Genomic DNA, 21,858 nt, shown 5'->3' on the forward strand with positions numbered 1-21,858 from the left:
CAGGGGTGGCCGGTCCAGTATTTTCGACTGTCATGAACCGGCCAACCGCCTCGGCTCTCGAACGCCGGATCGTCGCCGCGGCCGAGGCCGCCCTCGCCGGCTCCAAGTCGGTGTCCATGATCGACGTCCTGACCGGACTCGGCTGGCTGCCCGGCCGTCGGGTGGACGAGTGGCGTCAGGGGCGCATCGCCGACCTGGAGGAGGCGCTCAGCGTACGCCCCGACAAGCTCACCACCGCGCTGGAGACCCTCCGCGAATGGGCGGAGCGCCAGGGGCTGAGGCCGAGCGAGACCGCGTACGTCGCCGCCGCCCGCGATCGCCGGCCCCTACGGTTCACCTCCGATGGCGACGAGGCCGTCGAACGGGAGTTCCGGACGCATTGGCTGTCCCCCGACCTGACCGAGGCCAGGCGCGAACGGCTGATCGAACGGCAGAATCGCGCTCCGGACCTGATGGTCGTCCTACCGCTCAAGGACTGGAGCTGCGCGGTCTGCCACGGCACCGGCGACCTCATGATCCTGGAGGACGACCAGCCGACCTGCCTGACCTGCGCCGACATGGATCACCTGGTCTTCCTGCCCTCAGGCGACGCCGCACTCACCCGGCGGGCGAAGAAGGCGAGCACCCTGTCCGCCGTCGTCGTCCGATTCAACCGGCGGCGCAAGCGGTACGACCGGCAGGGGCTGCTGGTCGAGGAGCCCGCGCTGGAACTGGCCGAGGAGCAGTGCCTCGCCGACGAGGACGTACGGGCCCGGCGCCGGGAGCGTGACCGGGAACGGCGTGCCGATGAGGACCTGGAGTTCCAGGCGAGGATGGCCGGCGAGATCAGGCGGATGTTCCCCGGGTGCCCGGCCGATCGGGCGGAGGCGATCGCCCGGCATGCCGGGACGCGCGGCAGCGGGCGCGTCGGGCGGTCCGCCGCCGGGCGCGCCCTGGACGAGGGAGCGATCAGAGCCGCGGTCGTCGCGTCGATCCGGCACGAGGACACCGGCTACGACACGCTGCTGATGTCCGGAGTAGCGCGAATGACCGCACGGGAGCGGATCCGAGCCGACGTCGACGCCGTCCTGGAGCGCTGGCAGGGCTGAGCCGCTCCTGGTGGATCAGGCGACGAGCTCGGACTCCTCGTCGGCGGGGGTGGCCAGACGTCCGGCGCTCGCCGCCGTGACGGTGCCGCGGGCCTTCTCGTGCGGGAAGACCCACTTCTTCATCGCCCACCAGCGGAAGGCCATCCCCATCAGGGTGCCGATGATCATGCCGCTGAGGAAGTCGGAGAGCTCCTGGGTGACATGGCTGACGTTCGGGTACTGCAGGTTGAACGCGTAGCGCGCCAGGTAGAGCGGGATGTCGTTGACGGCGACTCCCAGGGCGCTCACGCCGAAGAACAGCACCGCCTCGACGTGCCGGCTGCGGCCCCCGCGGGCGCGGAAGGACCAGCCGCTGTTCATCAGGTACGACGCGATCGTCGCGACGATGATCGCGATCGTGAGCGCCGACACGGGCTTCGTCTTCATGACGGTCAGCTTCAGCCCGTAGTTCACCCCGGCCGTCAGCACGAAGCAGACGCCGCCGGTGAAGGCGAACTTCACCAGCTCACGGTGCTTGACAAGCAACGGGCGCAGTGGCGCGGGGACTCGGGAGAGCGTGATCCGGGTAAGCGACACCCGGGCAGTCTACGGGCCACGGGCCATCGGATGTGCCCGTCCCCCGACATGTCGGGCCGGATCGCGCGGTATCCGCCTATCCAGGGCCGTGCGCCTTACCGATCATTCCCCCGGGCATGGACCGGCGAACGCGCGCGCCGCCGGGAATTCGATGGATTCGCCGACCCGCCCGCCCCTATGGTCGTCGCGGCCCGAAGAATCGCGGCCAGGAGAGTCGTCGGTCGTCGGCAGGAGCGGATCATGCGAGTGCACTATCCCCGCACTCCTCACCTGCCCTGGTCGCCAGGTGTCGGCCCGGACGACGTGCGCGCCGCCGACCTGTCCGGCTTCGCGGGCCGGGACGTCGTCGTCACCGAGAAGCTCGATGGGGAGAACACCACGATGTACCCGGACGGGCTGCACGCCCGTTCGCTGGACAGCGGGCACCATCCGTCCCGCGCGTGGATCAAGGCGCTGCACGGGAGGATCGCCCACCGCATACCGGACGGCACTCGGGTGTGCGGGGAGAACCTCTACGCTCGTCACTCGATCGCCTACCGGGACCTGGAGGGTTGGTTCTACGCCTTCTCCGTGTGGGACGGCGACCACTGCCTGGACTGGGACCGCACCGTACGGTTCGCCCGGCGGCTGGGCCTGCCCGTCCCCGCCGTGCTGTGGCGCGGCGTCTTCGACGAGCGGGCCGTCCGGGCGCTCCGTCTCGACACGGAGCGGCAGGAGGGCTACGTCGTCCGCACCGTCGGCGGCTTCCACCGCGACGAGTTCGCCCGCCGGGTCGCCAAGTGGGTACGGCGCGAGCACGTGCGCACGGACCGGCACTGGATGCTCGGCCCCGTCGTCGAGAACGGCCTGGGCCCCGCCGCCGCGCTGTGGCAGGCGCGTTCGGGAGCGATCCCGGCCCCGGCGGCCCTCCTCGGCGCGGTGGGACTGACGACGGCCGACCTGACCGCCGCCCCCAGGCCTGCCCCCGGCGCGCCCGAAACCGCTCCCAGCGCCTCTGCGATCACCCCCGGCGCGCTCGGAACCAGTGCCGGCGGCCCCACGGTCACCTCCAGCGCGCCCGAAACCACTCCCAGCGCCTCTGCGATCACCCCCAGCACACTCGAAACCAGTGCCGACACCTCCGGCGCTCCCGGCGCCTCCGCGGTCGCGCCCGGCATGTCCGTTACCGGTGCGGGCGCCTCTGCGGTTACCTCCGGCGTCCCCGGTACCCCTGAAGCCGTCGCCGGCGCGTCCGAAGGCTCGCTCGCGGCGTCGGATGCGGCCCTCGAGCGCGCCGAGTCCGTGCTCGCCGACGTGTTCGCCCGCCTCGACCTCTTGGGGCGCTCTGGCGACGAGCGCCTGGCGGGCCTGCTGGCGGCCCTCCTGCACGACGCCGACCGGGCCCGGCTGATGCCGCGGCTTGCCGAGCCGCTCGGCGTACCCCTCGCCCGCCGGGTCGCGGACCTCGTCGGCCTGCACACCGGCCTGCACCATCCGTTCCCCGACGAGGCGCGGCGCACCGGCCTGAGACGCCTGGCGGTCATGGCCGACGTGGGCGTGCTGCACGCGGTCGCCGCCGCGGTGCTGACCGGGCGCGACGGTGCCGAGGCCGCCGAGGCGCACGAGCAGGTCGGCTGGTCCGAACTGCACGCCGACGAGGCCGGGCTCCTCGCCGAGGCACCCCTGGAGCCGCTGCGGGCCGGCCTGCGCCAGGCGCTTGACGACTCCGGCATCGACCAGGACGCGGCGGACCGCTGCTGGGCCGAGGCGCGGGAGGCGTACGCGCTGGGCCGGATCGCCACGCCGGAGGAGGCCCTGGCCCTCACCTGGCGATGGCGGTCCGGCGCCTTCCCTCGGCTAATCGTCATGACGGGGCCGTCGGGCAGTGGGAAGAGCACCTTCGCGGCGGGCCTTCCGGGTGTCGACGCGGTCGTCTCGCTCGACGACCTGCGCCAGGCCCGCGGCTCCCGCGCGGACCAGCGGGCCAACCCGGAGGTTCTCCGGGCCGGGCTGCACCGGCTCGGAGCGCTCCTCACGGAAGGCGCGACCGTCGTCTGGGACGCCACGGCGCTGAACCGGCACCAGCGTTCCCTGGTCCACGCCGTGGCCCGCCGGCACGACGCGCTGACGACGCACGCGGTCATGCTGGTCCCCGGCGACCTGCTGGCCCGGCGGAACGCCGGTCGCGACCATCCGGTGCCCCCGGACGTGCTCTCCGCCCAGCTTCGCCGCTTCTCCCCGCCCTATCCCGGTGAGGCGCACCGCACCTGGTACGTCGGCCCGGACGGCGATGTCGGCGACGTCGCCGGAGCCATCGACGACGAGATCCGCCCGAACACCAGGAGCGACCGTGCGGACCAGTGAGGAGATCTACCACCGGATCCGCTGGGACCCGCGGTTCGACCCCGCGCGGTTCCTGCTGGGGATCAACATCCGTGGGGCCGCGCCCAAGCGCGTCCCGCTGCCCGCGTTCGTGCCGGGCGGCGACGTCCCGTGGCACCGGATCCTCTTCATCGAGGCCGACGGCGAGGTCGTCTGGGACCGTCGCGCGGGAGTGGACCGCGTCGACGCATCGTCGGCCGGCCGGGTGCGGGAGGCCCGCAGACTCCGGGCGCCCTTCTTCACCGCCCGGACACCGGTGGCGTGGGACCCCGTCGCGGGCTGGCGTCCGGCCGAGCCCGTACCGGCCGGCCCGGCGCCGACCAGCCTGCGGGTGCTGACGTGGAACACCCTGTGGGACCGCTACGACGCCGATCGCATCGACACCGCCCGCCGCCGACCGCTGCTGCTGGAGTCCCTAGAACAGGCCGACGCGGACGTCATCGCACTCCAGGAGGTCGAGGCCGGTCTGCTCGACCTGCTGCTGCGGTCCCCCTGGGTCCGCTCCGGCTACACACTGGGCACCGACCCGGCGGGCCCCGACGTCGATGAGACCGGGCTCCTCCTGCTCAGCCGCCTGCCCGTACGCGAGGCGGGTCTGCACGTCCTCGGCCCGCACAAGGGCGTCGCGGCCGTCACCGTGGAGTCCGCCGCCGGGCCGCTCGTCGTGGCGGCGACCCATCTGACCAGCGACCACGCCGAGAACGGCCCCGCCCGGCGCGAGGCGGAACTCGCACGGCTCGCCGAGGTCCTGGCCGGCGTGGACGGGGACGTCGTCCTCCTAGGCGACTTCAACGACGGCGGCACCGGTCCCGCCGGCGTACTCGGCGTGCGGGACGCCTGGACCGAGATCCACGGCCCCGCCGACCCGGCCGTGACCTTCGACCCGGCGACCAATCCACTGGCCGCCGTGTCGTCACTCTCCGGCCGGGCGTCCCGGCTCGACCGCGTGTTCCTGCGCGGCTCCGCCCTTCACGCCACCGCCGCGCGTCTTCGCGGAGACTCCCCGATGACGCCGGACGGCCTGTTCCCGTCGGACCACTACGGCGTCGCCGTCGACGTCGCCGCCGACGGGGCGCAGCCGTCCCCCGGCCTGTCCGACGTACGGCCGACGGCGCGGACGGCGGTGGTGTGGATCCCGCCGGAGGACGTACGGCCGGCGATCCAGGAGATCCGCCGGGACCACGACCCCCGGTTCGACCGGTGGCCGCCGCACGTCACCCTGATGTTCGGCTTCGTGCCGGAGTCGGAGTTCGACCGGGCGGCGCCACAGCTGTCCGCCGCCGCGGCCGCGACCGCCCCGTTCACGGCGCGGCTCGAGGGCGTCCGTGCCTTTCAGCACCGGGACGACGCGACGGTCTGGCTCGATCCGGCCGCAGGCGGGGCGGACCCCTGGACGGATCTACGCGAGGCGCTGGAGCGCGCATTCCCGCGCCACCGGGGCGAAGGCTATATTCCGCACCTGACCCTGGGAAGGACGCGAGACGCGGAACGTCTCATCGCCCGCTGCACCGGCCGGCTCGATGGCGTGTCCGCCCACGTCGGCGAGCTTGTACTGCTGTCACGCCGAGGCGACGAGCCGATGCGCCCCAGAGCGACCATCGCCCTGGGAACGGGCGACATCCACTGGCTCGACGACGAAGCGCCCCTCGTGAACGGCCAGGAGCCGTCGCCCGAGCAGCCCGCCGGGAACGCGCCGGTACTGACGCTCGAGACCGACCCGCACCCCACGCCGACCCGGACCGCCGAGACCGACCCGCGGTACGCGCCAGCCCGGACGATCGAAGCCGATCCGCACCCCGCGTCAGCCCGGACGATCGAAGCCGACCCCCACCACGCCCCGGCCCAGACGACCGAGACCGACCCGCACCCCACGTCGGCCCAGACGACCGAAGCCGACCCGCGCCCCACGCCGACCCAGACGACCGAAGCCGACCCGCACCACGCCCCGGCCCGGCTGCGCGCGGTTGAGCTGGTCTTGGAGCGGCTCCGCGGTGCGCTGGCGGAGGGCGTCGTCGAGGTCGTCGGGTCTAGGCGCATGGAGTGCGCCTTGACCGGCGCGGACCTGGACGTGGTGGCGGTGCTGCCGGGGGTACCCGACCCGGCGGACGTCCGGGCGCGTGTGACGGCGGCGCTGCCGAAGTCGGCCGGGATGCGGCACGTGACCGGCGCCCGGGTACCCGGCCTCCGGTTTCGATACGCGGGGCTGGATGTCGATCTGATGGTGGTCGCCGCGGGAAGTGTCGCCCCGGCCGAAGCCGTGGCACGCCGTGCGGAACTGGACGAGGCGTCCGCGATCGCGCTGAGCGCCGTCAGCGACGCCGACGCCGTCCTGGCTGCTGTCGGCGAGCGCCGGGACCGGTTCAGCGGGCTCGCCCGGCAGGTGAAGGCATGGGCGAAGGCACGCGGCCTGGACTCGGCTCCGTTCGGCGGCCTGCCCGGCCTGGCCTGGACGATCCTGGCGGCGCGTACGGTCCAGGAGGCGGGGGACCTCCCGGAGAGCGACCTGCTCCGCCACTTCTTCGGCACCTGGGCCGCCTGGGACTGGCGGCACCCGATCCTGCTTCGCCCGGACCAGCCCGAGCCGGCTTCAGGGCCGGATCAGCCCACGCCGGGCTCCGGGCCAGGCCGGTCCACGCCGGCATCGGGGCCGGATCAGTCCGCGCCAGGATCCGCGCCAGGCCAGTCCACGCCGCGATCCGGACCGGATCGGTCGGGGCCGGGCTCCGGGCCGGACCGACCTGGGCCGGATCCGGTGGAGCCGGCGGCCGTCCGGATCGTGACTCCGACCGCTCCCGTCCGGTCGTGCACCGACCAGGTCGGCGACGGCGGGCGGGATGTCCTGACGCGGGAGCTCTACCGAGCCTGGGAGATGTTGGAGGAGAGCGGGACTGACCAGGAGCCGCCGACCGGACTCCTGTCGCCCCCGCCGATGCACCGGCGGCACGCCGCGTGGGCCGTCATCACCGTACGAGAGACGCCGGCGGAGGAGTTCGACGTGACGCTCGGCCGCGTACGAGGCCGAGTCCGGGCCCTGCTCGCCGCGCTGGAGGACGCCGGGGTCGAGGACGTGCACGCCTGGCCCCGGCCGTACGAGACGGGACCGGGGTCGGCGCGCTTCGCGGTGGGGCTGGGCCGCAGGCCGCCGGACGCCACCGGGCTCGCCACGATCGCCGGCCCCTGGGCCTCGACGTTGCGCGGCGTCAGCGTCGAGTGGGCCGGATGCGGCGAGGTGCCGACGCTCCCCTGACTCTGCGGGCGTTGTCAGGCGGGGGTCGGCCTTCTCGGCCTCGTAGTGCGCCCCGCTGACCCCGCGCGGGCGGTGTCAGCGGCGACCGGTCAGTATGGGCGCGTGCTCACGGTCCCCGGCGAGCGGTCAGGACGTTTGCACACGCGACCTTCTGCTCAGCCGTCCTCCAGGGCATGTCCGCCCAGGCTCGCGACGGCGCCATAAGGACCGACCTGGAGCGGATCGCCGAGGCCGCCCTCCATACCCGGCCGTCGGCCGGAGGGCCGCCGACGGCGCGGTCGCGGCGCCGGACCAACGACCCGCCGAACCAACGACCCATCCGGTCCACGCCCTGGTCAGGGCCGACCGACCGCCACCGGCTCGCGTGCGGGTTCGGGTGGGAGCGGGGCGGGGCGGACGCGGAGCACGCGGGCCGTCCAGCCGGGCAGCCACCAGTTCCAGCGGCCGAACAGCGACACGAGGGCGGGCACCAGCAACGCGCGGATGACCGTCGCGTCCAGGAGGACGCCGAGGCCGAGGCCGGTCGCGAACACCTTGAGGTCCGTCATCGGCGCGGAGGCCAGCGAGGCGAAGGCGAGGAAGAGGATGAGCGCCGCGCTGGTCACCAGCCGTCCGGTGCGGCCGATGCCCTCGACGACGGCGGTCCGCGTCGACCCGGTCCGGTCGTACTCCTCCCGCATCCGCGCCAGGATGAAGACCTCGTAGTCCATGGACAGCCCGTACAGGAACGCGAAGACCATGACGGGTACGAACTCCGTGATCGAGCCGGTCGCCGCGATCCCCCAGATCGGCTTCGACCCGTAGCCGTCCTGCCAGACCAGGACCATCGTGCCGAGGATCGCGGCCAGCGACAGCAGGTTGAGCAGCACCGCCTTCAGTGGCAGCAGCAGCGACCGGAACGCCCGGGCGAGCAGCACGAACGTCGCCAGCGCGATCAGCGTGAGCATGAGCGGGAACGCCCCGTACACCGCCTCGGCGAAGTCGACGCCGATCGCGGCCGTGCCGCCGACGCCGGTGCCGGCGGGCACCGCGGCGCGGACGCGGCGGGCCGTGTCCTTCCCGGAGGCGGATCCGCCCTCGGCGGCGGGGACCACCGTGACCAGGGCCGTGCCGTCGCGCCGCCAGGCGGGCGTGTCCGGGGCGACCGCCGTGACGACGCCCGGAACCCGGGCGAGCCGCACCGCCGTCGCCTCCGGGTCGCCGCCCCGGGGCACCAGGACGTCGATCGGGGTGAGGACTCCGGTCGGCACTCCGGCACGTACCAGGGCGGCCCGGCCCTCGTACGCGGGCCCGGACGAGGCGAGGGCGTCGCTCTCGGCGTCGCCCAGGTGCAGGCCGAGGGCCGCGAGGGCGAGGACGCCGAGGAAGGCGCCGGAGACCGCGACCGCCGCCCACCGGAACCGGATAACGCCGCGCGCCCAGGCGGTCCAGCCGCGCCCGGCCCCGCCGCCCCGGCGCAGCCGCGGCCGGTCGATCCGCGACCCGAACCTCGCCAGCAGCACCGGCAGCAGCGTGAGGACGGCGACCACGCTCACCACCGGGATGATGATCCCGCCGTACCCGACGCTGCGCAGGAACGGCACCGGGAGGACGACCATCGCGACCAGCCCGATCGCGACCGCTCCGCCGCTGAACACGATGGCGCGCCCGGCCGTCGCCATCGCCCGGCGCACCGCCTCGTCGCCCTGATGCCCGGCGGCCTGTTCCTCCCGCCAGCGCGTCACCAGCAGCAGCGAGTAGTCGATGGCCACGCCCAGGCCGATCAGCGCGACGATGAACTGGACGATCACGCTCACGTCGGTGACCGCCGTGAGCCCGTAGACGACGAGGAACGACGTCAGGATCGAACAGGCGGCGATGAGCAGCGGCACGAGGGCCAGCAGCGAGCCGAAGACGAACGCGAGCACGGCGAGCGCGCCCAGCCCGCCGACGAGTGTCTCGGAAAAGACGCTGACGCCACGACCCGACCCACCGCCGCCGGACTCCAGCGGCCGCATCCCGGTGACGCGAAGGGTGGCGCCGGAAGGCAGTGCCGCGCGCATCGCCGCCGTGACGGGCGCGGTCGGCGCGGTGGCGCGCATCCCGCCGTTCCCGGCCGGCGTGTACACGAAGCCGAAGGTCGTCCGGGCGTCACGCCCCACGAGACGCCGGTCGCCGGTGTCGGCGTAGGAGACCGCGCGCCCGTGCACGGCCGTGGCCGCCGCCGTGAAGGCCCGGCCGACCTGAGCGCGGACGCCGGGCGAGTCGACGGTCCGCCCCGCGGGCAGGACGATCACCGGCACGAGGGGGTCGCCGTTCCCACCGGTGCCGTACGTCCGCGCGATCGCCGCGTTCGTCTCGTACGAGGGCCGGCCCGGCATGGTGTTCTGCTTCGCGAGCCGCCCTCCGATCTGCGTCGTCGCGAGCACGCCCGCGACGGTGAGCGCGAGCCAGGTGAGCGTCACGGCGAGCTTGTGACGCAGCACGAAGCCGGAGAATCTTTCCATGCGGGCCAGGACAGCAGCCCGCTCTTCGGACGCCGTGTGCCCGTTCTGGGAGTTCCCTGTCACAGGATTCTCACAGGATTCTCACAGAACGACGCGCGAGACTGGGCTCCGTGACGGACCCCACCATCCGGGTGCTCGTCGTCGACGACGAGCCCTACCTCGCCGACCTGGTCGCGACGGCGCTGCGGTACGAGGGATTCGAGCCGGCCGTGGCGGGTACGGGCGCCGAGGCCATCGCCCAGGTCACGGCGTTCCGGCCGGACCTCATCGTGCTCGACGTGATGCTGCCGGACGGCTCCGGTATCGACACCTGCCGCAGGCTGCGCCGGGACGGCTGTGACGCCCCGGTGGTGTTCCTGACCGCCCGTGACGCCACCGAGGACAAGATCGCCGGACTGACCGTCGGCGGCGACGACTACGTCACCAAGCCGTTCAGCCTGGAGGAGCTCATCGCCCGGATCCGCGCCGTACTGCGCCGCACGAGCCGCCCCGACGCCGCCTCGGCGCGGCTCGCCTTCGCCGACCTGGAGATCGACGAGGACGCCTACCAGGTCTCCCGGGGCGGCACGCCGCTCGAGCTCACGCCGACCGAGTTCAAGCTGCTGCGGTACCTCGTCATCAACGCCGGGCGGGTGCTGTCGAAGCGGCAGATCCTCGACCACGTCTGGGACTACGACTTCGGCGGCAACGACAGCGTCGTCCAGACCTACATCAGCTACCTGCGCCGCAAGGTCGACGCCGTCGATCCCCCGTTGATCCACACGGTGCCGCGCATCGGGTACGTCCTTCGCCTGCCCCGGGCGTCGTGATGTCCCTGCGGCGACGGCTCATCCTCACCCTGCTCGTCCTGCTCGCGGCCGGCCTCGCGGTCGCCGCGGTGGGCAGCTTCGCGGCTCTGCGGCACGACATCGTCCGCCGGACCGACCGGCAGCTCAACGTGGTCGGTATGGCGATGGAGGCGGCGTTCGGGGTGCGCACCGACCCCGTACGGGTGGGCCCGAACGGCGCGTGGGTGGCCCAGGCACTGGCCGCCAGCGGCACGATCCCGTCCTTCATGCAGATCCGCGCGGCGGACGGCCAGGTCGTCCAGACGCTGGCCGCGGTGGACCGGCCGCCCCTGCCGCCGCACCCCACTCCCGCTGCCGTGACGACGCGGAACCCCGACGGCGCGCGGATCTACAAGGTCGGCGGCCTGCACGCCACGGCCGACTGGCGGATCCGCGTCTCCCGGCTCGCCAACGGCCGGATCCTGCTCATCGGCACCCCCACCAAGGACGCCGACAGTGCGATCAGGCACCTGGCCAGGGTCGAGATCGTCGTCTCGTCCCTCGCCCTGGCCGCGGTGGCCCTCCTCGCGGCCAGGGCCATCCGCCGGGGGCTGCGCCCGCTGGAGGAGATCAGCGTCACGGCGCGCGCGATCGGCGCCGGCGACCTGTCCCGCCGCGTACGGCGCGCCGAGCCGCGCACCGAGGTCGGGCGCCTCGGCGAGGCGCTGAACGACATGCTCGGCCAGATCGAGACGGCGTTCCGGGAGCGTGAGGCGTCCGAGGAACGGCTGCGGCGGTTCATCGCCGACGCCTCCCACGAGTTGCGCACGCCGGTCGCGACCGTCCGGGGATACGCCGAGCTGTTCCGCCGCGGGGCGGCCGAACGCCCCGACGACCTCGCCAAGACGATGGCCCGCATCGAGGCGGAGGCCGAGCGCATGGGGTCGCTCGTCGACGAACTCCTCCTCCTGGCCCGGCTCGACCAGGGACGCCCCCTCGAACGCGAGCCGGTCGACCTGACCCGGCTCGCGGTCGACGCCGTGGCCGGCACCCGCGCCGTCGAACCCGACCGGCCGATCGATCTGGAGACGGCGGACGAGGCCGTGGTGCTCGGCGACGCGATGCGCCTGCGCCAGGTCCTCGACAACCTGCTCGCCAACGTACGGCGGCACACGCCAGCGGGCACCCCGGCCACGGTACGGATCGGCGTCGCCGACGACCAGGTGGAGATCGCCGTGATCGACCACGGCCCCGGCCTCACCGAGGACCAGTGCGAGCGGGTCTTCGAACGCTTCTACCGGACCGACCGGTCCCGCTCCCGCGAACACGGCGGCGCCGGCCTCGGCCTGTCCATCGTCGCGGCCGTCACCGAGGCGCACGGCGGCACTGTCGCCGTCACGTCCGAGCCGGACGAGGGCACGACGTTCACGGTCCGCCTCCCCCGCGCCCCGGGCGATGGTCCGCCGGCGCGTCAGGACCTGTCCGCGACGTCGCCGTAGGACTCCAGGAGCGACGACAGCAGGGCCGTGAGGTGTTCGAGCTCGGCGCCGTCCAGGCCCTGAAGCAGGCGTGCCTCGTTGGCCAGGTGAAGCGGGAGCAGCCCGTCGATCATTTGGAGGCCGTGCTCGGTGAGACGGATCTTGACGACCCGGCGGTCGACGTCGTCTCGGACCCGCTCGACCAGGCCCTTGGCGATCATCCGGTCGGTGCGCAGGGTGATCGCGCCCGAGGTCACCAGGGAGGCCTTGAGGAACGCGCCGGCCGTCAGCTCGTACGGCGGACCGGACCGGCGCAACGTGGAGAGCACGTCGAACTCGCCGGATTCCAGCCCGTGCTCGGCCAGGAAGTCCTTGATCGCCTTGTCCCACAGGCGGGACAGCCGCATGAGCCTGCCGACCGTACCGATCGGGGACACGTCGAGGTCAGGACGCGCCCGACGCCACTGGTCGAGCACGACGGAGACCGAGTCCGCCACGGTGACTCCTCGTCGCACCACTTCCACCGGTCGATGTCCGAGTCGTTCTTCATCCTGTCCGGGACCATGCGGCTGTTCGACGGCGACCACTGGATCGACGCGAACCCCGGCGACTTCCTGTACGTTCCGCCGGGCGGACTGCACGCCTTCCGCAACGAGTCCGGCGCGCCCACCTCGCTACTGATGCTGTTCGCCCCCGGCGCGGACCGCGAGGGCTACTTCGAAGGCATCACCGAACTCGGCGACCTGAACGACGAGGAGCGGGCGCGGTTCTTCCTCGAGCACGACAGCTTCTTCGCCTGAGCCTCGCGCCTGGCCACCGCCCAGGCGCGGCGGCCGGGCTTCAGTGGCCCCTGGGGGCATACATGATGACGGCCATCCCGGCCAGGCAGATCAGCGCGCCGATGATGTCGAAGCGGTCGGGACGGTATCCGTCGGCCACCACGCCCCAGACCAGCGACCCGGCGACGAAGACCCCGCCGTACGCGGCGAGAACGCGCCCGAAGTGCGCGTCGGGCTGGAAGGTGGCCACGAACCCGTACAGGCCCAGCGCGACGACACCCGCGCCGGCCCAGAGCCAGCCGCGGTGCTCGCGCACTCCCTGCCACACCAGCCACGCCCCGCCGATCTCGAACAGCGCAGCGGTGACGAATAGCGCGATGGAACGGGCGACGAGCACGGCGAACAGGTCCTTCCAAGCGGATCCGAGGTGGCGAACCATGTCGATTCTCCCGCACGACCGGCGGCGCTCACCCTGGCCGACGGTCCCAGTCGGCCGGGGCCGTCATAGCGCGCGGTGCATGATGTACAGCCCGACGTATCCCTTCGCCGGATGCCGGAAGCCTCGTGGCACCGTTCCGACGACCTCGAAGCCGAGTGAGCGGTAGAGCGCCACCGCGGGCGTGTTCGTCTCCACGACCGCGTTGAACTGCATCGCGCGAAAGCCCGCCGCACGTGCCCAATCCAGGGTGTACGCGCACAGCGCCCGGCCGACGCCGCGCCCGGAATACGCCGGATCGACCATGTAGCTGGCGCTGGCGACGTGCGAGCCGTTCCCCCACTGGTTGTTGTTCATCTTGGCGGTGCCCAGGACGGTGCCGGCGTCGTCGACGGCGACGACCGTACGGTTCGGCGGCGGCAGGATCCACCACTCGCGGCCCTGCGCTTCGCCCAGGTCGACGGGGTAGGTGAACGTCTCGCCCGCGGCGACGATGTGATGGAAGAACGGCCAGATGGCAGGCCAGTCATCCGCGGAGGCCTCCCTGATCAGCATGCGGTCATGCTGCCGGACGATCCCCATCTCCACGAGCCGATTTTCCTGCGCGGCCACCTGAGCGTCGGCGACGCCGTCGGCAGGAGTCAGCTTCTTGGCCGTGGACGGCCGGGCTTGGGGCTCGGGCGTTCACGCCTTGTCGCGCTCCCCGTCGCGGCTGGCCGTCGTGCCGGGGTCGCATCTCCCTTCCCCTTGGTTTCAGGGTTGGGGACGGGCATGCTGACGAATGCCCACGCCACGCACGCCCGTCTCCGGATGTTGGTGGCGGCGATGACGTCGGCGGGGCCAGCGAGCCCACACCGACGACAACAAAAAGTGTCCCGATCAGGCCGGTTTGCCCGCATAGTGTGCCCACACCACGGCACGGGACACCTTTGGGAGGTGTAGGCCGGATCCACTTCCACGAACGGCACCCCGGCCCGCAGAGCCTTGTACTGAATGAACTCACCGAGTTGCTGGAAGGGCCAGGTAGAGAGCGTGGCCCGCTGGTGCCGCCTGAGCCGTACCCGATCGCGTATCCCACTCAATTCCTCGAGTGCGATACCGCGTCCGGTGCGTTGGGCATCGGCCACGATGCTCTTACTAATCTTATGGTTCTCATTGGCGGCGTGCCGGGCCTCCCGCGCTGACCGGCGGGCCAGACGGCGGGCCGCCGACCGGCTCCCGGCGGCTTTCTTGGCCTGCAGTTCGGCACGCAACCGGGCCTGGCGCCTGCGATACCGCGCCAAGCCCTTGCCCTGGTGGTTGTCCCCGTCGGAGGTGGTGGCCAGGTTCACGATCCCCCGATCCACCCCGATCCAATCGGCCGGTTCGAACTGCGGGGCTTCCTCGACCTCACACGTCGCGATCAGGAACCACATCCCGTCGCGGTGCACCAGATCACTCTCGCCCTTGCGGTGGGCCGCCAGGAACTTCACCTGCCCGGGCTCGCCCGTAAAGGCGAGGCCCTGGACCCGGCCCGAGGCGGTCCAGATCGAGATGGTGCGGGCGTCCATCTGCCACGACAGGCACCGGTCATCGAACGGCTGCGCTCCATCGGCTCGGAAGGTGATGGGCTTGGATTCTGTTTTGCGGCGCCGGGGTGAATGTTCGTCCCCCAGCAGGCCCGCATCGATCTGGGCGTGCAGGGTGGTGTAGGCGTCGGCGACCTTACGGATCACATGCAGTGCGGGCTGCGCCGACAGCCCTCGTGCTTTCAATTCTGCGTAGACGAGTTTTTGCAGCTTCTGCCGGGCGAACACGCCCTGCTTGAACGCGATCGCCGACACCTCATTCGCTGCGGCGTTGCATAGGGGCAGGGTCGCCGCCAGCGCCGCCGCCTGCTCCGGCGATGGCAGCAGCTTCACCTGCACCACCAGCTTCACAATCAGTGACCCTACAAGCACGCACCGACATCGGGTGTGAACTCCACGAATTCAACAGCGAAACCGACCACGCCCACCTGCTCGTGCACTACCCGCCCAAGATCGCCCTGCCCCGCCTGGTCAACAGCCCCAAGGCGTCGGACGTCTGCCACTTCAGGCAGGAATGCCACGCCCACCTGTCGAAGCACCTGTGGGGCGGTCGCCTGTGGTCTCCGTCCCTACTTCGCCGCCTCCTGCGGCGGCGCACCCTGGCGATCATCGCCGAATACATCGAGAGCCAGAAACGACCCGACTGACCAACCAACCCGCAGGCGGCGCTAACGCGCCGCCCACAACAGAAGCAATTCCCCCGGCCCCAAAGGGCCGGGATTCCTCGTTAGAAGCCGGTTGAATACCGCCATGGAGACCTACCGGTGGGCCGAGTTGCCCGCCACGCTGCGCGATCAGGTCGACGCCCTGGTGCTGCGCGATCGCCGGTTCGAGGCCATCGCAGCGATCTTCAACTCCGGACTCGAACCCCGGCCGAGCCTCCTGGACGCACAACTGCTCGTCGCCGATCGATACCGAAGGCTGAGTGACCGCATCGAGTTCTCCCCGGAGCCCGCCCGGGACCTGGCCACGTTGATCGCCAAGGTGGAGGGGATGCCCCAGCCGCCGGTCGCGATCGAGGCGGAATGGGACGGCGACACGCAGGGATGGTTCGTGGTGCTCACCGCGATCACCGCGGAAGCACGGGAGAAGATGGATCTGGCTCAGATCCGCCACGGAGGAGATATACGGATCTTCAATGGGCAGGTGCCGCCGTGGCCCGAGGCGGAAGAGGCCCAGACGACCGGCCGGGCGCTGGCCGATCACTTCGGGGTGCCGTTCCACTTCGCGAGCCCGGACACTCCCGAACTTCCCTGATCGCCTCGCTCGTTCGCCGATCCCGGCACTGACGCATCCGTTGTGACCATGGCGTCTTCGGCCCTGGAACGTTCCGATCAACAGACCACGACCGACATTACGCCACGGCGATCGACTTGCTTTCAGTCGAATGAATGTTCGATGATTGACGAGTGAGCGAGCTATCGTCGCAGGTCACAGAGGGCTTCTCGCCTCTGGCGGGCGTTGACCTGGTCCCTGTGCTGCCGGCGCTGCGCGCGGTGATCCCCGGCGGCGGGCTGCGGCCCGGGACGGTCACCGGCGTGGACGGCTCGACCACTCTGGCCCTCGCGCTGGCAGCCGGGCTCGGGGACCGGTGGTGCGCGGTCGTCGGCCTGCCGGAGGCGTACGTCCCCGCCGCCGCGGCGTTCGGGGGCGAGGACGGCGGGCTCGACCCGATGCGGGTCCTGCTCGTCGACGACCCGGACCGGCGGTGGGCCGACGTGGTCGCCGCGCTGACCGACGGCTGCGCGATGGTCATCGTGCGGCCGCCGGAAGAGCCGCCCGCGCACGTGGCCCGGCGGCTGACCACGCTGGCGCGGCGCAACGGGTGTGCGCTGGTCACGACCGGCCCGTGGGCGGGGGCGGCCCTGCGGCTGCGCGTCGAGGAGAGCCACTGGGCCGGCGTCGGGGACGGCACCGGGCACCTACGTGGGCGCCGGGCGCTCGTGGCCATCTCCGGGCGGGGTTCCGCCGCGCCCGGACGGCAGGTCTGGCTGTGGCTGCCCGGACCGGACGGCATCGTGGCCGTCGCCGAGCACGAGGGACCGGCGCGGCTGGAGGCCGTCGCCGGATGAGGGGAACGCCATGTCCCTCCTCGACGCATCGGGCTCCGGCGGTGAACCGGCGGATGGGAGGCACGCCACGTCCCTCCACGACTCATCGAGCTCCGGCGGTGGACCGGTGACCGCGCCGCGCGTGCTCGTCGTGTGGTGCCCGGACTGGCCGGTCACGGCGGTGGGCCTGGACGCCGGCACCCCCGGCGCGGTGGTCGTCCAGGCCCGGGTCGCGGCGTGCTCGGCGGCGGCGCGCGCCGCGGGCGTCCGCCGGGGGCAGCGGCTGCGCGACGCGCAGCGGCACTGCCCCGATCTGGTGGTCCGCGACCGCGATCCCGACGCCGAGGGGCGGCTCTTCGAGACGGTGGCCGCCGCCGTCGCCACCATCACCCCCTGGGTCGAGGTCGTACGCCCCGGCGTCTGCGCCATCCCGGTGCGGGGCGCGGCCCGCTACCACGGCGGTGCCGACCGTGAGACGGCGGAGGAGTCGCTGCGGATCCACGTCCAGGACACCGTGGTCGAGCACGGATTCGACTGCGGCGTGGGGATCGCCGACGGCCTGTTCGCCGCCGAACTGGCCGCGCGCACCGCGGACGGCGGCATGATCGTGCCGGTAGGCGGGGCCGCGGACTTCCTCGCGCCGTACCCGGTGGCCGTCCTCGACCGGCCGGAGCTCGCCGACCTGCTGCCCCGGCTCGGCATCCGCACGCTCGGCGCGTTCGCGGCCCTGCCGGCCCGGCACGTGGCGGGCCGCTTCGGCGCCGACGAGGTGCGCGCGCACCGGCTGGCCCAGGGGCTGGACGCCCGGCCGCCCGCTCCCCGGCCGCCGCACACGGACCTGAGCGTGACGACGGAGTTCGACCCGCCCGCAGCAGCGGCCGAGCAGGTCGTCTTCGCCGCCAAGGCGCTCGCCGAACGCCTGCACGAGGCGCTCGCCGCCGAGGCCCTGACCTGCGTACGGATCGGCGTCGAGGTGACGGACGCCCACGGGCGTACGCAGTCCCGGCTGTGGCGGCACGACTGGGGGGTGGCGGGGCGTAGCCACGGGGGTGAGAACGCGACGCTGTCGGCCCTCGCCGTCGCCGAGCGGGTCCGCTGGCAGCTGTCCTCCTGGGAGACCTCTCCCGATGAGGAGGGCGTCGGCGGCATCGTCTTCCTGCGGCTCCTGCCCGACCAGCTCGTCCCCGACGAGGGGCGGCAGGAGACACTGTGGGGGCAGGTCACGCTCTCCGACCGCGTCATGCGGGCGACCGCGCGGGTGCAGGCCATGCTCGGCCATCAGGCGATCACCCGGCCGTTCCCCGCGGGCGGTCGCGGACCCGGAGATCGCGTCGTCCGGGTGCCGGTCGGCGACCTCCCGCCCGAACCGGGTTCCTCGGAGGGTCACTGGCCTGGGCGGATCCCCGACCCGGCGCCGGCGGTCGTTCACCCCGACCCGCCGCCCGTCCGCGTGACCGACGCCGACGGCGCACCGGTCACGGTGAGCGCCCGCTGCGCGGTCTCGGCCCCGCCCCACCAGATCGAGATCGCCGGGCGCGTCCTGCCGGTGACCGCGTGGGCGGGCCCGTGGCCGGCCCGGGAGCGCTGGTGGGACCCGGTGCGGTTCCGCCGCCGCGCGCGGTTCCAGGTCGTCACCGCCGACGGCGGCGCGCGCCTGCTCGTCGTCGAAGGCGGCCGCTGGTACATCGAGGCCGACTATGCCTGACCTGCACGTCGTCAGAAGGCGCCCGACACCCGCGGCGCCGGAGCCGGCCATGCCTGACCGGAGCCGATATGGGCTGGGATAACCCGCAGATCCCGTGGCGGGAGTTCGAGCGGCGGCTCTCCTGGGGCTCTCATCCGCCCGCAAGCGACCCCACGCCGGAACCGGCCGCGCCGCCCGCGCGCCTGCCACGCCGTACGAGGGGATGGGCGGAGCTGCACTGCCACTCGTCGTACAGCTTCCTCGACGGCGCCTCCGACCCGGAAGAGCTGGTCGCCGAAGCGGTACGCCTCGGCGTGGAGGCGCTGGCCGTCACTGACCACGACGGCATGTACGGGGCCGTGCGGCTCAAGGAGGCCGCGAAGGGGACGGGCGTGGGCACGATCTTCGGTGCGGAGCTGAGCCTCGACCTGCCCGCCGCCGCTCCGGGCGAGCCCGATCCGGGCGGGCGGCACCTCCTCGTCCTGGCCCGCGACGTCGAAGGGTACGGGCGGCTGAGCGCCGCGATCAGCCGGGCGCAGCTCGCCGGCGGAGAGAAGGGCCGGCCCGTCTACGACCTGGCCGACCTGGCGAGCGCGCACGACGGGCACTGGGTGATCCTCACCGGCTGCCGCAAGGGCGCGGTGCACGCGGGCGAGGACCCGGAGGCGGAGCTGCGGACGCTGATCGAGATGTTCGGGCGGGAGAACGTCTTCGCCGAGCTGATCGACCACGACCAGCCCCTCGACGACGCGCGCAACGACGCCCTGTACGCGCTGGCCCTCCGTACCGGCGTCGGCGTCGTGGCCTCGAACAACGTGCACTACGCCGCGCCGAGGGACGCCCCGCTCGCCCAGGCGCTCGCCGCCGTACGGGCCCGGCGCAGCCTCGACGACATGGACTCCTGGCTACCCGCGACCGGCACCGCGCACCTGCGGTCGCGCGAGGAGATGGCGACGCGGCTCGCCCGGTTCCCCGGCGTGCTGGAGCGGACGGTGGAGCTGGCCCGCTCCTGCGTCTTCGACCTGAACCTCGTGGCGCCGAACCTGCCGGACTGGCTCGTCCCCGGCGGGCACACCGAGGCGACGTGGCTGCGGCACCTCGTCGCCGAAGGGGCGCGTGAGCGGTACGGGACGCGGCGGCAGGCACCGAGGGCGCACCGGCAGATCGCGCGGGAGCTGAACGTCATCGAGCAGCTCGGCTTCCCCGGCTACTTCCTGATCGTGCACGAGATCGTGGAGTTCTGCCGGGACAACGACATCCTGTGCCAGGGCCGCGGGTCGGCGGCGAACTCCGCGGTCTGCTTCGCGCTGGGCATCACCGGCGTCGACGCCGTGAAGCACAACCTGCTGTTCGAGCGATTCCTGTCCCCCGGCCGCGACGGGCCGCCCGACATCGACCTGGACATCGAGCACCGCCGCCGGGAGGAGGTCATCCAGCACGTCTACGAGAAGTACGGACGCGACCGGGCCGCCCAGGTCGCCAACGTGATCACCTATCGGCCACGGATGGCCGTCCGCGACGCCGCCCGCGCGCTCGGCTTCTCCCCCGGACAGCAGGACGCCTGGTCCCGCCAGCTCTCACCCCACGAACCCTTGCCACCGGACGGCATCCCGGAGGCGGTCACCGCGCTGGCCGACCGGATGCAACGGCTCCCCCGCCACCTCGGCATCCACTCCGGCGGCATGGTCATCTGCGACCGGCCGATCGGCGAGGTCTGCCCGGTCGAGTGGGCGCGGATGCCGGGCCGCAGCGTACTGCAGTGGGACAAGGACGACTGCGCCGCCGTCGGCCTGGTCAAGTTCGACCTGCTCGGCCTGGGCATGCTGGCGGCGCTGCACGACACGTTCGACCTCGTGGGCGAGTTCCACGGACGGCGCCACGACCTGCACAACATCCCGCCGGACGACCCGGACGTGTACGCGATGCTGTGCGACGCCGACACGGTCGGGGTGTTCCAGGTCGAGTCCCGCGCGCAGATGGCGACGCTGCCCCGGCTCAAGCCCAAGACGTTCTACGACCTCGTCGTGGAGGTCGCGCTGATCCGGCCGGGCCCGATCCAGGGCGGTTCGGTCCACCCGTACCTGCGCCGCCGCAACGGGCAGGAACCGCCGGACATCCCGCACCCGCTGATGAAGAACGCGCTGGAGCGCACCATGGGCGTGCCGCTGTTCCAGGAGCAGATGATGCAGCTCGCCGTGGACTGCGCCGGGTTCACGCCCGCGGAGTCCGACGCGCTGCGGCAGGCGATGAGCGCCAAGCGCGCGCCCGAACGCGTCGAGCGGCTCCGCGACCGGCTGCTGAGCGGCATGGCCGAGCGCGGCATCCCCGCCGGGATCGCCGAAGATGTGTACGAGAAGATCCTCGGCTTCGCCAGCTTCGGGTTCCCCGAGTCGCACGCGCAGAGCTTCGCGCACCTGGTGTACGCCAGCGCGTACCTGAAGCGGCACTATCCGGCGGCGTTCACCGCCGCGCTGCTGCGCAACCAGCCGATGGGGTTCTACAGCCCGCAGACGCTGCTCGGTGACGCCCGCCGGCACGGCGTACGGGTCCTCGGCGTCGACGTCAACGCCAGTCCCGACCAGGCGACGCTGGAGGCGCCGTACACGCCCGCCGGCGACCGCCCGCACGCGCCCGCCGAGTCGCAGCCCGCGATCCGCCTCGGCCTGTCGGCCGTACGGAACCTCGGCGAGGACGCCGCGAAGCGGATCGCCGCCGGCCGGCCGTACGAGGACCTGGAGGATCTGGTGCGCCGGGTGCCGCTGTCCACGGCGGCGCTGGAAGCGCTCGCGACGGCCGGGGCGTTCGGCTGCTTCGGGCTCGGCCGCCGCGAGGCGCTGTGGGCGGCGGGCGCGCTGTCCCACACCCGCCCGGACCACCTGCCCGGCACCGCGCCGGGCACCGCCGCGCCCGAACTGCCCCCGATGACCGTCATCGAGCAGACCATCGCCGACCTGTGGGCCACCGGAACGTCCCAGACTCACCCGATCGCGCACGTCAGGGCGGCCCTCGACGAGCGCGGCGCCGTCCCGCTGGGAGCGGTGAAGGACGTGCCGGGCGACACGAACATCCTGGTCGCCGGGGTCGTCACGCACCGGCAGCGCCCGGGGACCGCGAACGGCGTGATCTTCTTCAACCTGGAGGACGAGACCGGCATGCTCAACGTCCTGTGCCGCCCGCAGATCTGGGAGCGGTACCGCAACGTCGCCTTCCAGGCCCAGGCCCTGCTCATCCACGGCCGCCTCGAACGCCACGACGGCGCCGCCAACCTCATCGCCACCCGCCTGCAGCGTCTCCCCGTCGCCACCATGGCCCGCAGCCGCGACTTCCGTTGATCACG

General features: G+C 72.8%; 17 protein-coding genes. 11 read left to right on the plus strand and 6 right to left on the minus strand.

All coding sequences use genetic code 11. The annotated features are described in order from the left end of the window. Nucleotides 1-32 precede the first annotated feature (32 nt). Entirely contained in the window at nt 33-1,088 is a 1,056-nt protein-coding gene (locus ACQP2O_RS35300; RefSeq protein ID WP_433172771.1) for a DUF2293 domain-containing protein, read from the plus strand. 15 nt (nt 1,089-1,103) lie between these two features. On the opposite strand, the gene ACQP2O_RS35305 is transcribed toward ACQP2O_RS35300, so the two are convergent. Continuing rightward, nucleotides 1,104-1,664: a GtrA family protein gene (locus ACQP2O_RS35305; RefSeq protein ID WP_433172773.1), complete on the minus strand. Its 561-nt coding sequence runs from the start codon at nt 1,662-1,664 to the stop codon at nt 1,104-1,106. 240 nt (nt 1,665-1,904) lie between these two features. Between ACQP2O_RS35305 and ACQP2O_RS35310 the strand changes: the two genes are divergently transcribed. Further along, nucleotides 1,905-4,007, plus strand: a complete 2,103-nt coding sequence (locus ACQP2O_RS35310) for an RNA ligase family protein (protein WP_433172775.1) — start codon at nt 1,905-1,907, stop codon at nt 4,005-4,007. Beyond that, on the plus strand, nt 3,994-7,272 hold the full coding sequence (locus tag ACQP2O_RS35315; protein ID WP_433172777.1) for a poly(A) polymerase: 3,279 nt from the start codon (nt 3,994-3,996) through the stop codon (nt 7,270-7,272). The genes ACQP2O_RS35310 and ACQP2O_RS35315 overlap by 14 nt, the downstream gene beginning before the upstream one ends. Before the next feature lie 335 nt (nt 7,273-7,607). Here the strand turns inward: ACQP2O_RS35315 and ACQP2O_RS35320 are convergent, their stop codons facing one another. Further along, entirely contained in the window at nt 7,608-9,758 is a 2,151-nt protein-coding gene (locus tag ACQP2O_RS35320; RefSeq protein ID WP_433172779.1) for an MMPL family transporter, read from the minus strand. A gap of 110 nt (nt 9,759-9,868) precedes the next feature. Between ACQP2O_RS35320 and ACQP2O_RS35325 the strand changes: the two genes are divergently transcribed. Further along, a complete protein-coding gene (locus ACQP2O_RS35325) occupies nt 9,869-10,567 on the plus strand; it encodes a response regulator transcription factor (RefSeq protein WP_433172781.1) in 699 nt (232 codons plus the stop codon). Continuing rightward, nucleotides 10,567-12,024, plus strand: a complete 1,458-nt coding sequence (locus ACQP2O_RS35330) for a sensor histidine kinase (RefSeq protein ID WP_433172783.1) — start codon at nt 10,567-10,569, stop codon at nt 12,022-12,024. The genes ACQP2O_RS35325 and ACQP2O_RS35330 overlap by 1 nt, the downstream gene beginning before the upstream one ends. On the opposite strand, the gene ACQP2O_RS35335 is transcribed toward ACQP2O_RS35330, so the two are convergent. Continuing rightward, nucleotides 11,997-12,500, minus strand: a complete 504-nt coding sequence (locus tag ACQP2O_RS35335) for a MarR family winged helix-turn-helix transcriptional regulator (RefSeq protein WP_433172785.1) — start codon at nt 12,498-12,500, stop codon at nt 11,997-11,999. The two genes, ACQP2O_RS35330 and ACQP2O_RS35335, sit on opposite strands and share 28 nt — an antisense overlap. 33 nt (nt 12,501-12,533) lie before the next feature. On the opposite strand from ACQP2O_RS35335, the gene ACQP2O_RS35340 reads away from it, so the two are divergent. Then, nucleotides 12,534-12,803, plus strand: coding sequence for a cupin domain-containing protein (locus ACQP2O_RS35340; RefSeq protein WP_433172787.1), 270 nt, complete (start codon nt 12,534-12,536; stop codon nt 12,801-12,803). Nucleotides 12,804-12,843: 40 nt separating this feature from the next. On the opposite strand, the gene ACQP2O_RS35345 is transcribed toward ACQP2O_RS35340, so the two are convergent. The 3 genes from ACQP2O_RS35345 to ACQP2O_RS35355 all read right to left on the minus strand — a co-directional run bounded on the left by ACQP2O_RS35345 (nt 12,844) and on the right by ACQP2O_RS35355 (nt 15,137). Further along, nucleotides 12,844-13,221 (minus strand): YnfA family protein, encoded by a 378-nt coding sequence (locus tag ACQP2O_RS35345; RefSeq protein WP_433172789.1) that lies wholly within the window; start codon nt 13,219-13,221, stop codon nt 12,844-12,846. Nucleotides 13,222-13,284: 63 nt separating this feature from the next. Then, nucleotides 13,285-13,773, minus strand: coding sequence for an N-acetyltransferase family protein (locus ACQP2O_RS35350; RefSeq protein ID WP_433172791.1), 489 nt, complete (start codon nt 13,771-13,773; stop codon nt 13,285-13,287). 86 nt (nt 13,774-13,859) lie between these two features. After that, nucleotides 13,860-15,137, minus strand: a complete 1,278-nt coding sequence (locus ACQP2O_RS35355) for an RNA-guided endonuclease InsQ/TnpB family protein (protein WP_433172793.1) — start codon at nt 15,135-15,137, stop codon at nt 13,860-13,862. Between the two features lie 5 nt (nt 15,138-15,142). On the opposite strand from ACQP2O_RS35355, the gene ACQP2O_RS35360 reads away from it, so the two are divergent. From ACQP2O_RS35360 to ACQP2O_RS35380, 5 genes are all read left to right on the plus strand, one after another. Next, nucleotides 15,143-15,433, plus strand: a complete 291-nt coding sequence (locus ACQP2O_RS35360) for a transposase (protein WP_433172795.1) — start codon at nt 15,143-15,145, stop codon at nt 15,431-15,433. A gap of 103 nt (nt 15,434-15,536) precedes the next feature. Beyond that, a complete protein-coding gene (locus ACQP2O_RS35365) occupies nt 15,537-16,043 on the plus strand; it encodes a hypothetical protein (protein ID WP_433172797.1) in 507 nt (168 codons plus the stop codon). 152 nt (nt 16,044-16,195) lie between these two features. Further along, nucleotides 16,196-16,858 carry a hypothetical protein gene (locus ACQP2O_RS35370; RefSeq protein WP_433172799.1) on the plus strand — a complete coding sequence of 221 codons (663 nt, stop codon included), beginning with the start codon at nt 16,196-16,198 and terminating at the stop codon, nt 16,856-16,858. A gap of 106 nt (nt 16,859-16,964) precedes the next feature. After that, entirely contained in the window at nt 16,965-18,542 is a 1,578-nt protein-coding gene (locus ACQP2O_RS35375) for a DNA polymerase Y family protein (RefSeq protein WP_433172801.1), read from the plus strand. A gap of 68 nt (nt 18,543-18,610) precedes the next feature. Further along, on the plus strand, nt 18,611-21,853 hold the full coding sequence (locus ACQP2O_RS35380; protein ID WP_433172803.1) for an error-prone DNA polymerase: 3,243 nt from the start codon (nt 18,611-18,613) through the stop codon (nt 21,851-21,853). The last annotated feature ends 5 nt before the right edge of the window (nt 21,854-21,858 follow it).

This window comes from Actinoallomurus sp. CA-150999, assembly GCF_050942425.1.
Taxonomy (GTDB): domain Bacteria; phylum Actinomycetota; class Actinomycetes; order Streptosporangiales; family Streptosporangiaceae; genus Actinoallomurus.

Excerpts from the sequence above, each read along its gene's own strand:
- ACQP2O_RS35300 (WP_433172771.1), top strand. The coding sequence starts at position 33 with ATGAACCGGCCAACCGCCTCGGCTCTCGAACGCCGGATCGTCGCCGCG.
- ACQP2O_RS35310 (WP_433172775.1), top strand. The coding sequence starts at position 1,905 with ATGCGAGTGCACTATCCCCGCACTCCTCACCTGCCCTGGTCGCCAGGT.
- ACQP2O_RS35320 (WP_433172779.1), bottom strand. The coding sequence starts at position 9,758 with ATGGAAAGATTCTCCGGCTTCGTGCTGCGTCACAAGCTCGCCGTGACG.
- ACQP2O_RS35330 (WP_433172783.1), top strand. The coding sequence starts at position 10,567 with ATGTCCCTGCGGCGACGGCTCATCCTCACCCTGCTCGTCCTGCTCGCG.
- ACQP2O_RS35340 (WP_433172787.1), top strand. The coding sequence starts at position 12,534 with ATGTCCGAGTCGTTCTTCATCCTGTCCGGGACCATGCGGCTGTTCGAC.
- ACQP2O_RS35345 (WP_433172789.1), bottom strand. The coding sequence starts at position 13,221 with ATGGTTCGCCACCTCGGATCCGCTTGGAAGGACCTGTTCGCCGTGCTC.
- ACQP2O_RS35350 (WP_433172791.1), bottom strand. The coding sequence starts at position 13,773 with ATGCTGATCAGGGAGGCCTCCGCGGATGACTGGCCTGCCATCTGGCCG.
- ACQP2O_RS35365 (WP_433172797.1), top strand. The coding sequence starts at position 15,537 with ATGGAGACCTACCGGTGGGCCGAGTTGCCCGCCACGCTGCGCGATCAG.
- ACQP2O_RS35380 (WP_433172803.1), top strand. The coding sequence starts at position 18,611 with ATGGGCTGGGATAACCCGCAGATCCCGTGGCGGGAGTTCGAGCGGCGG.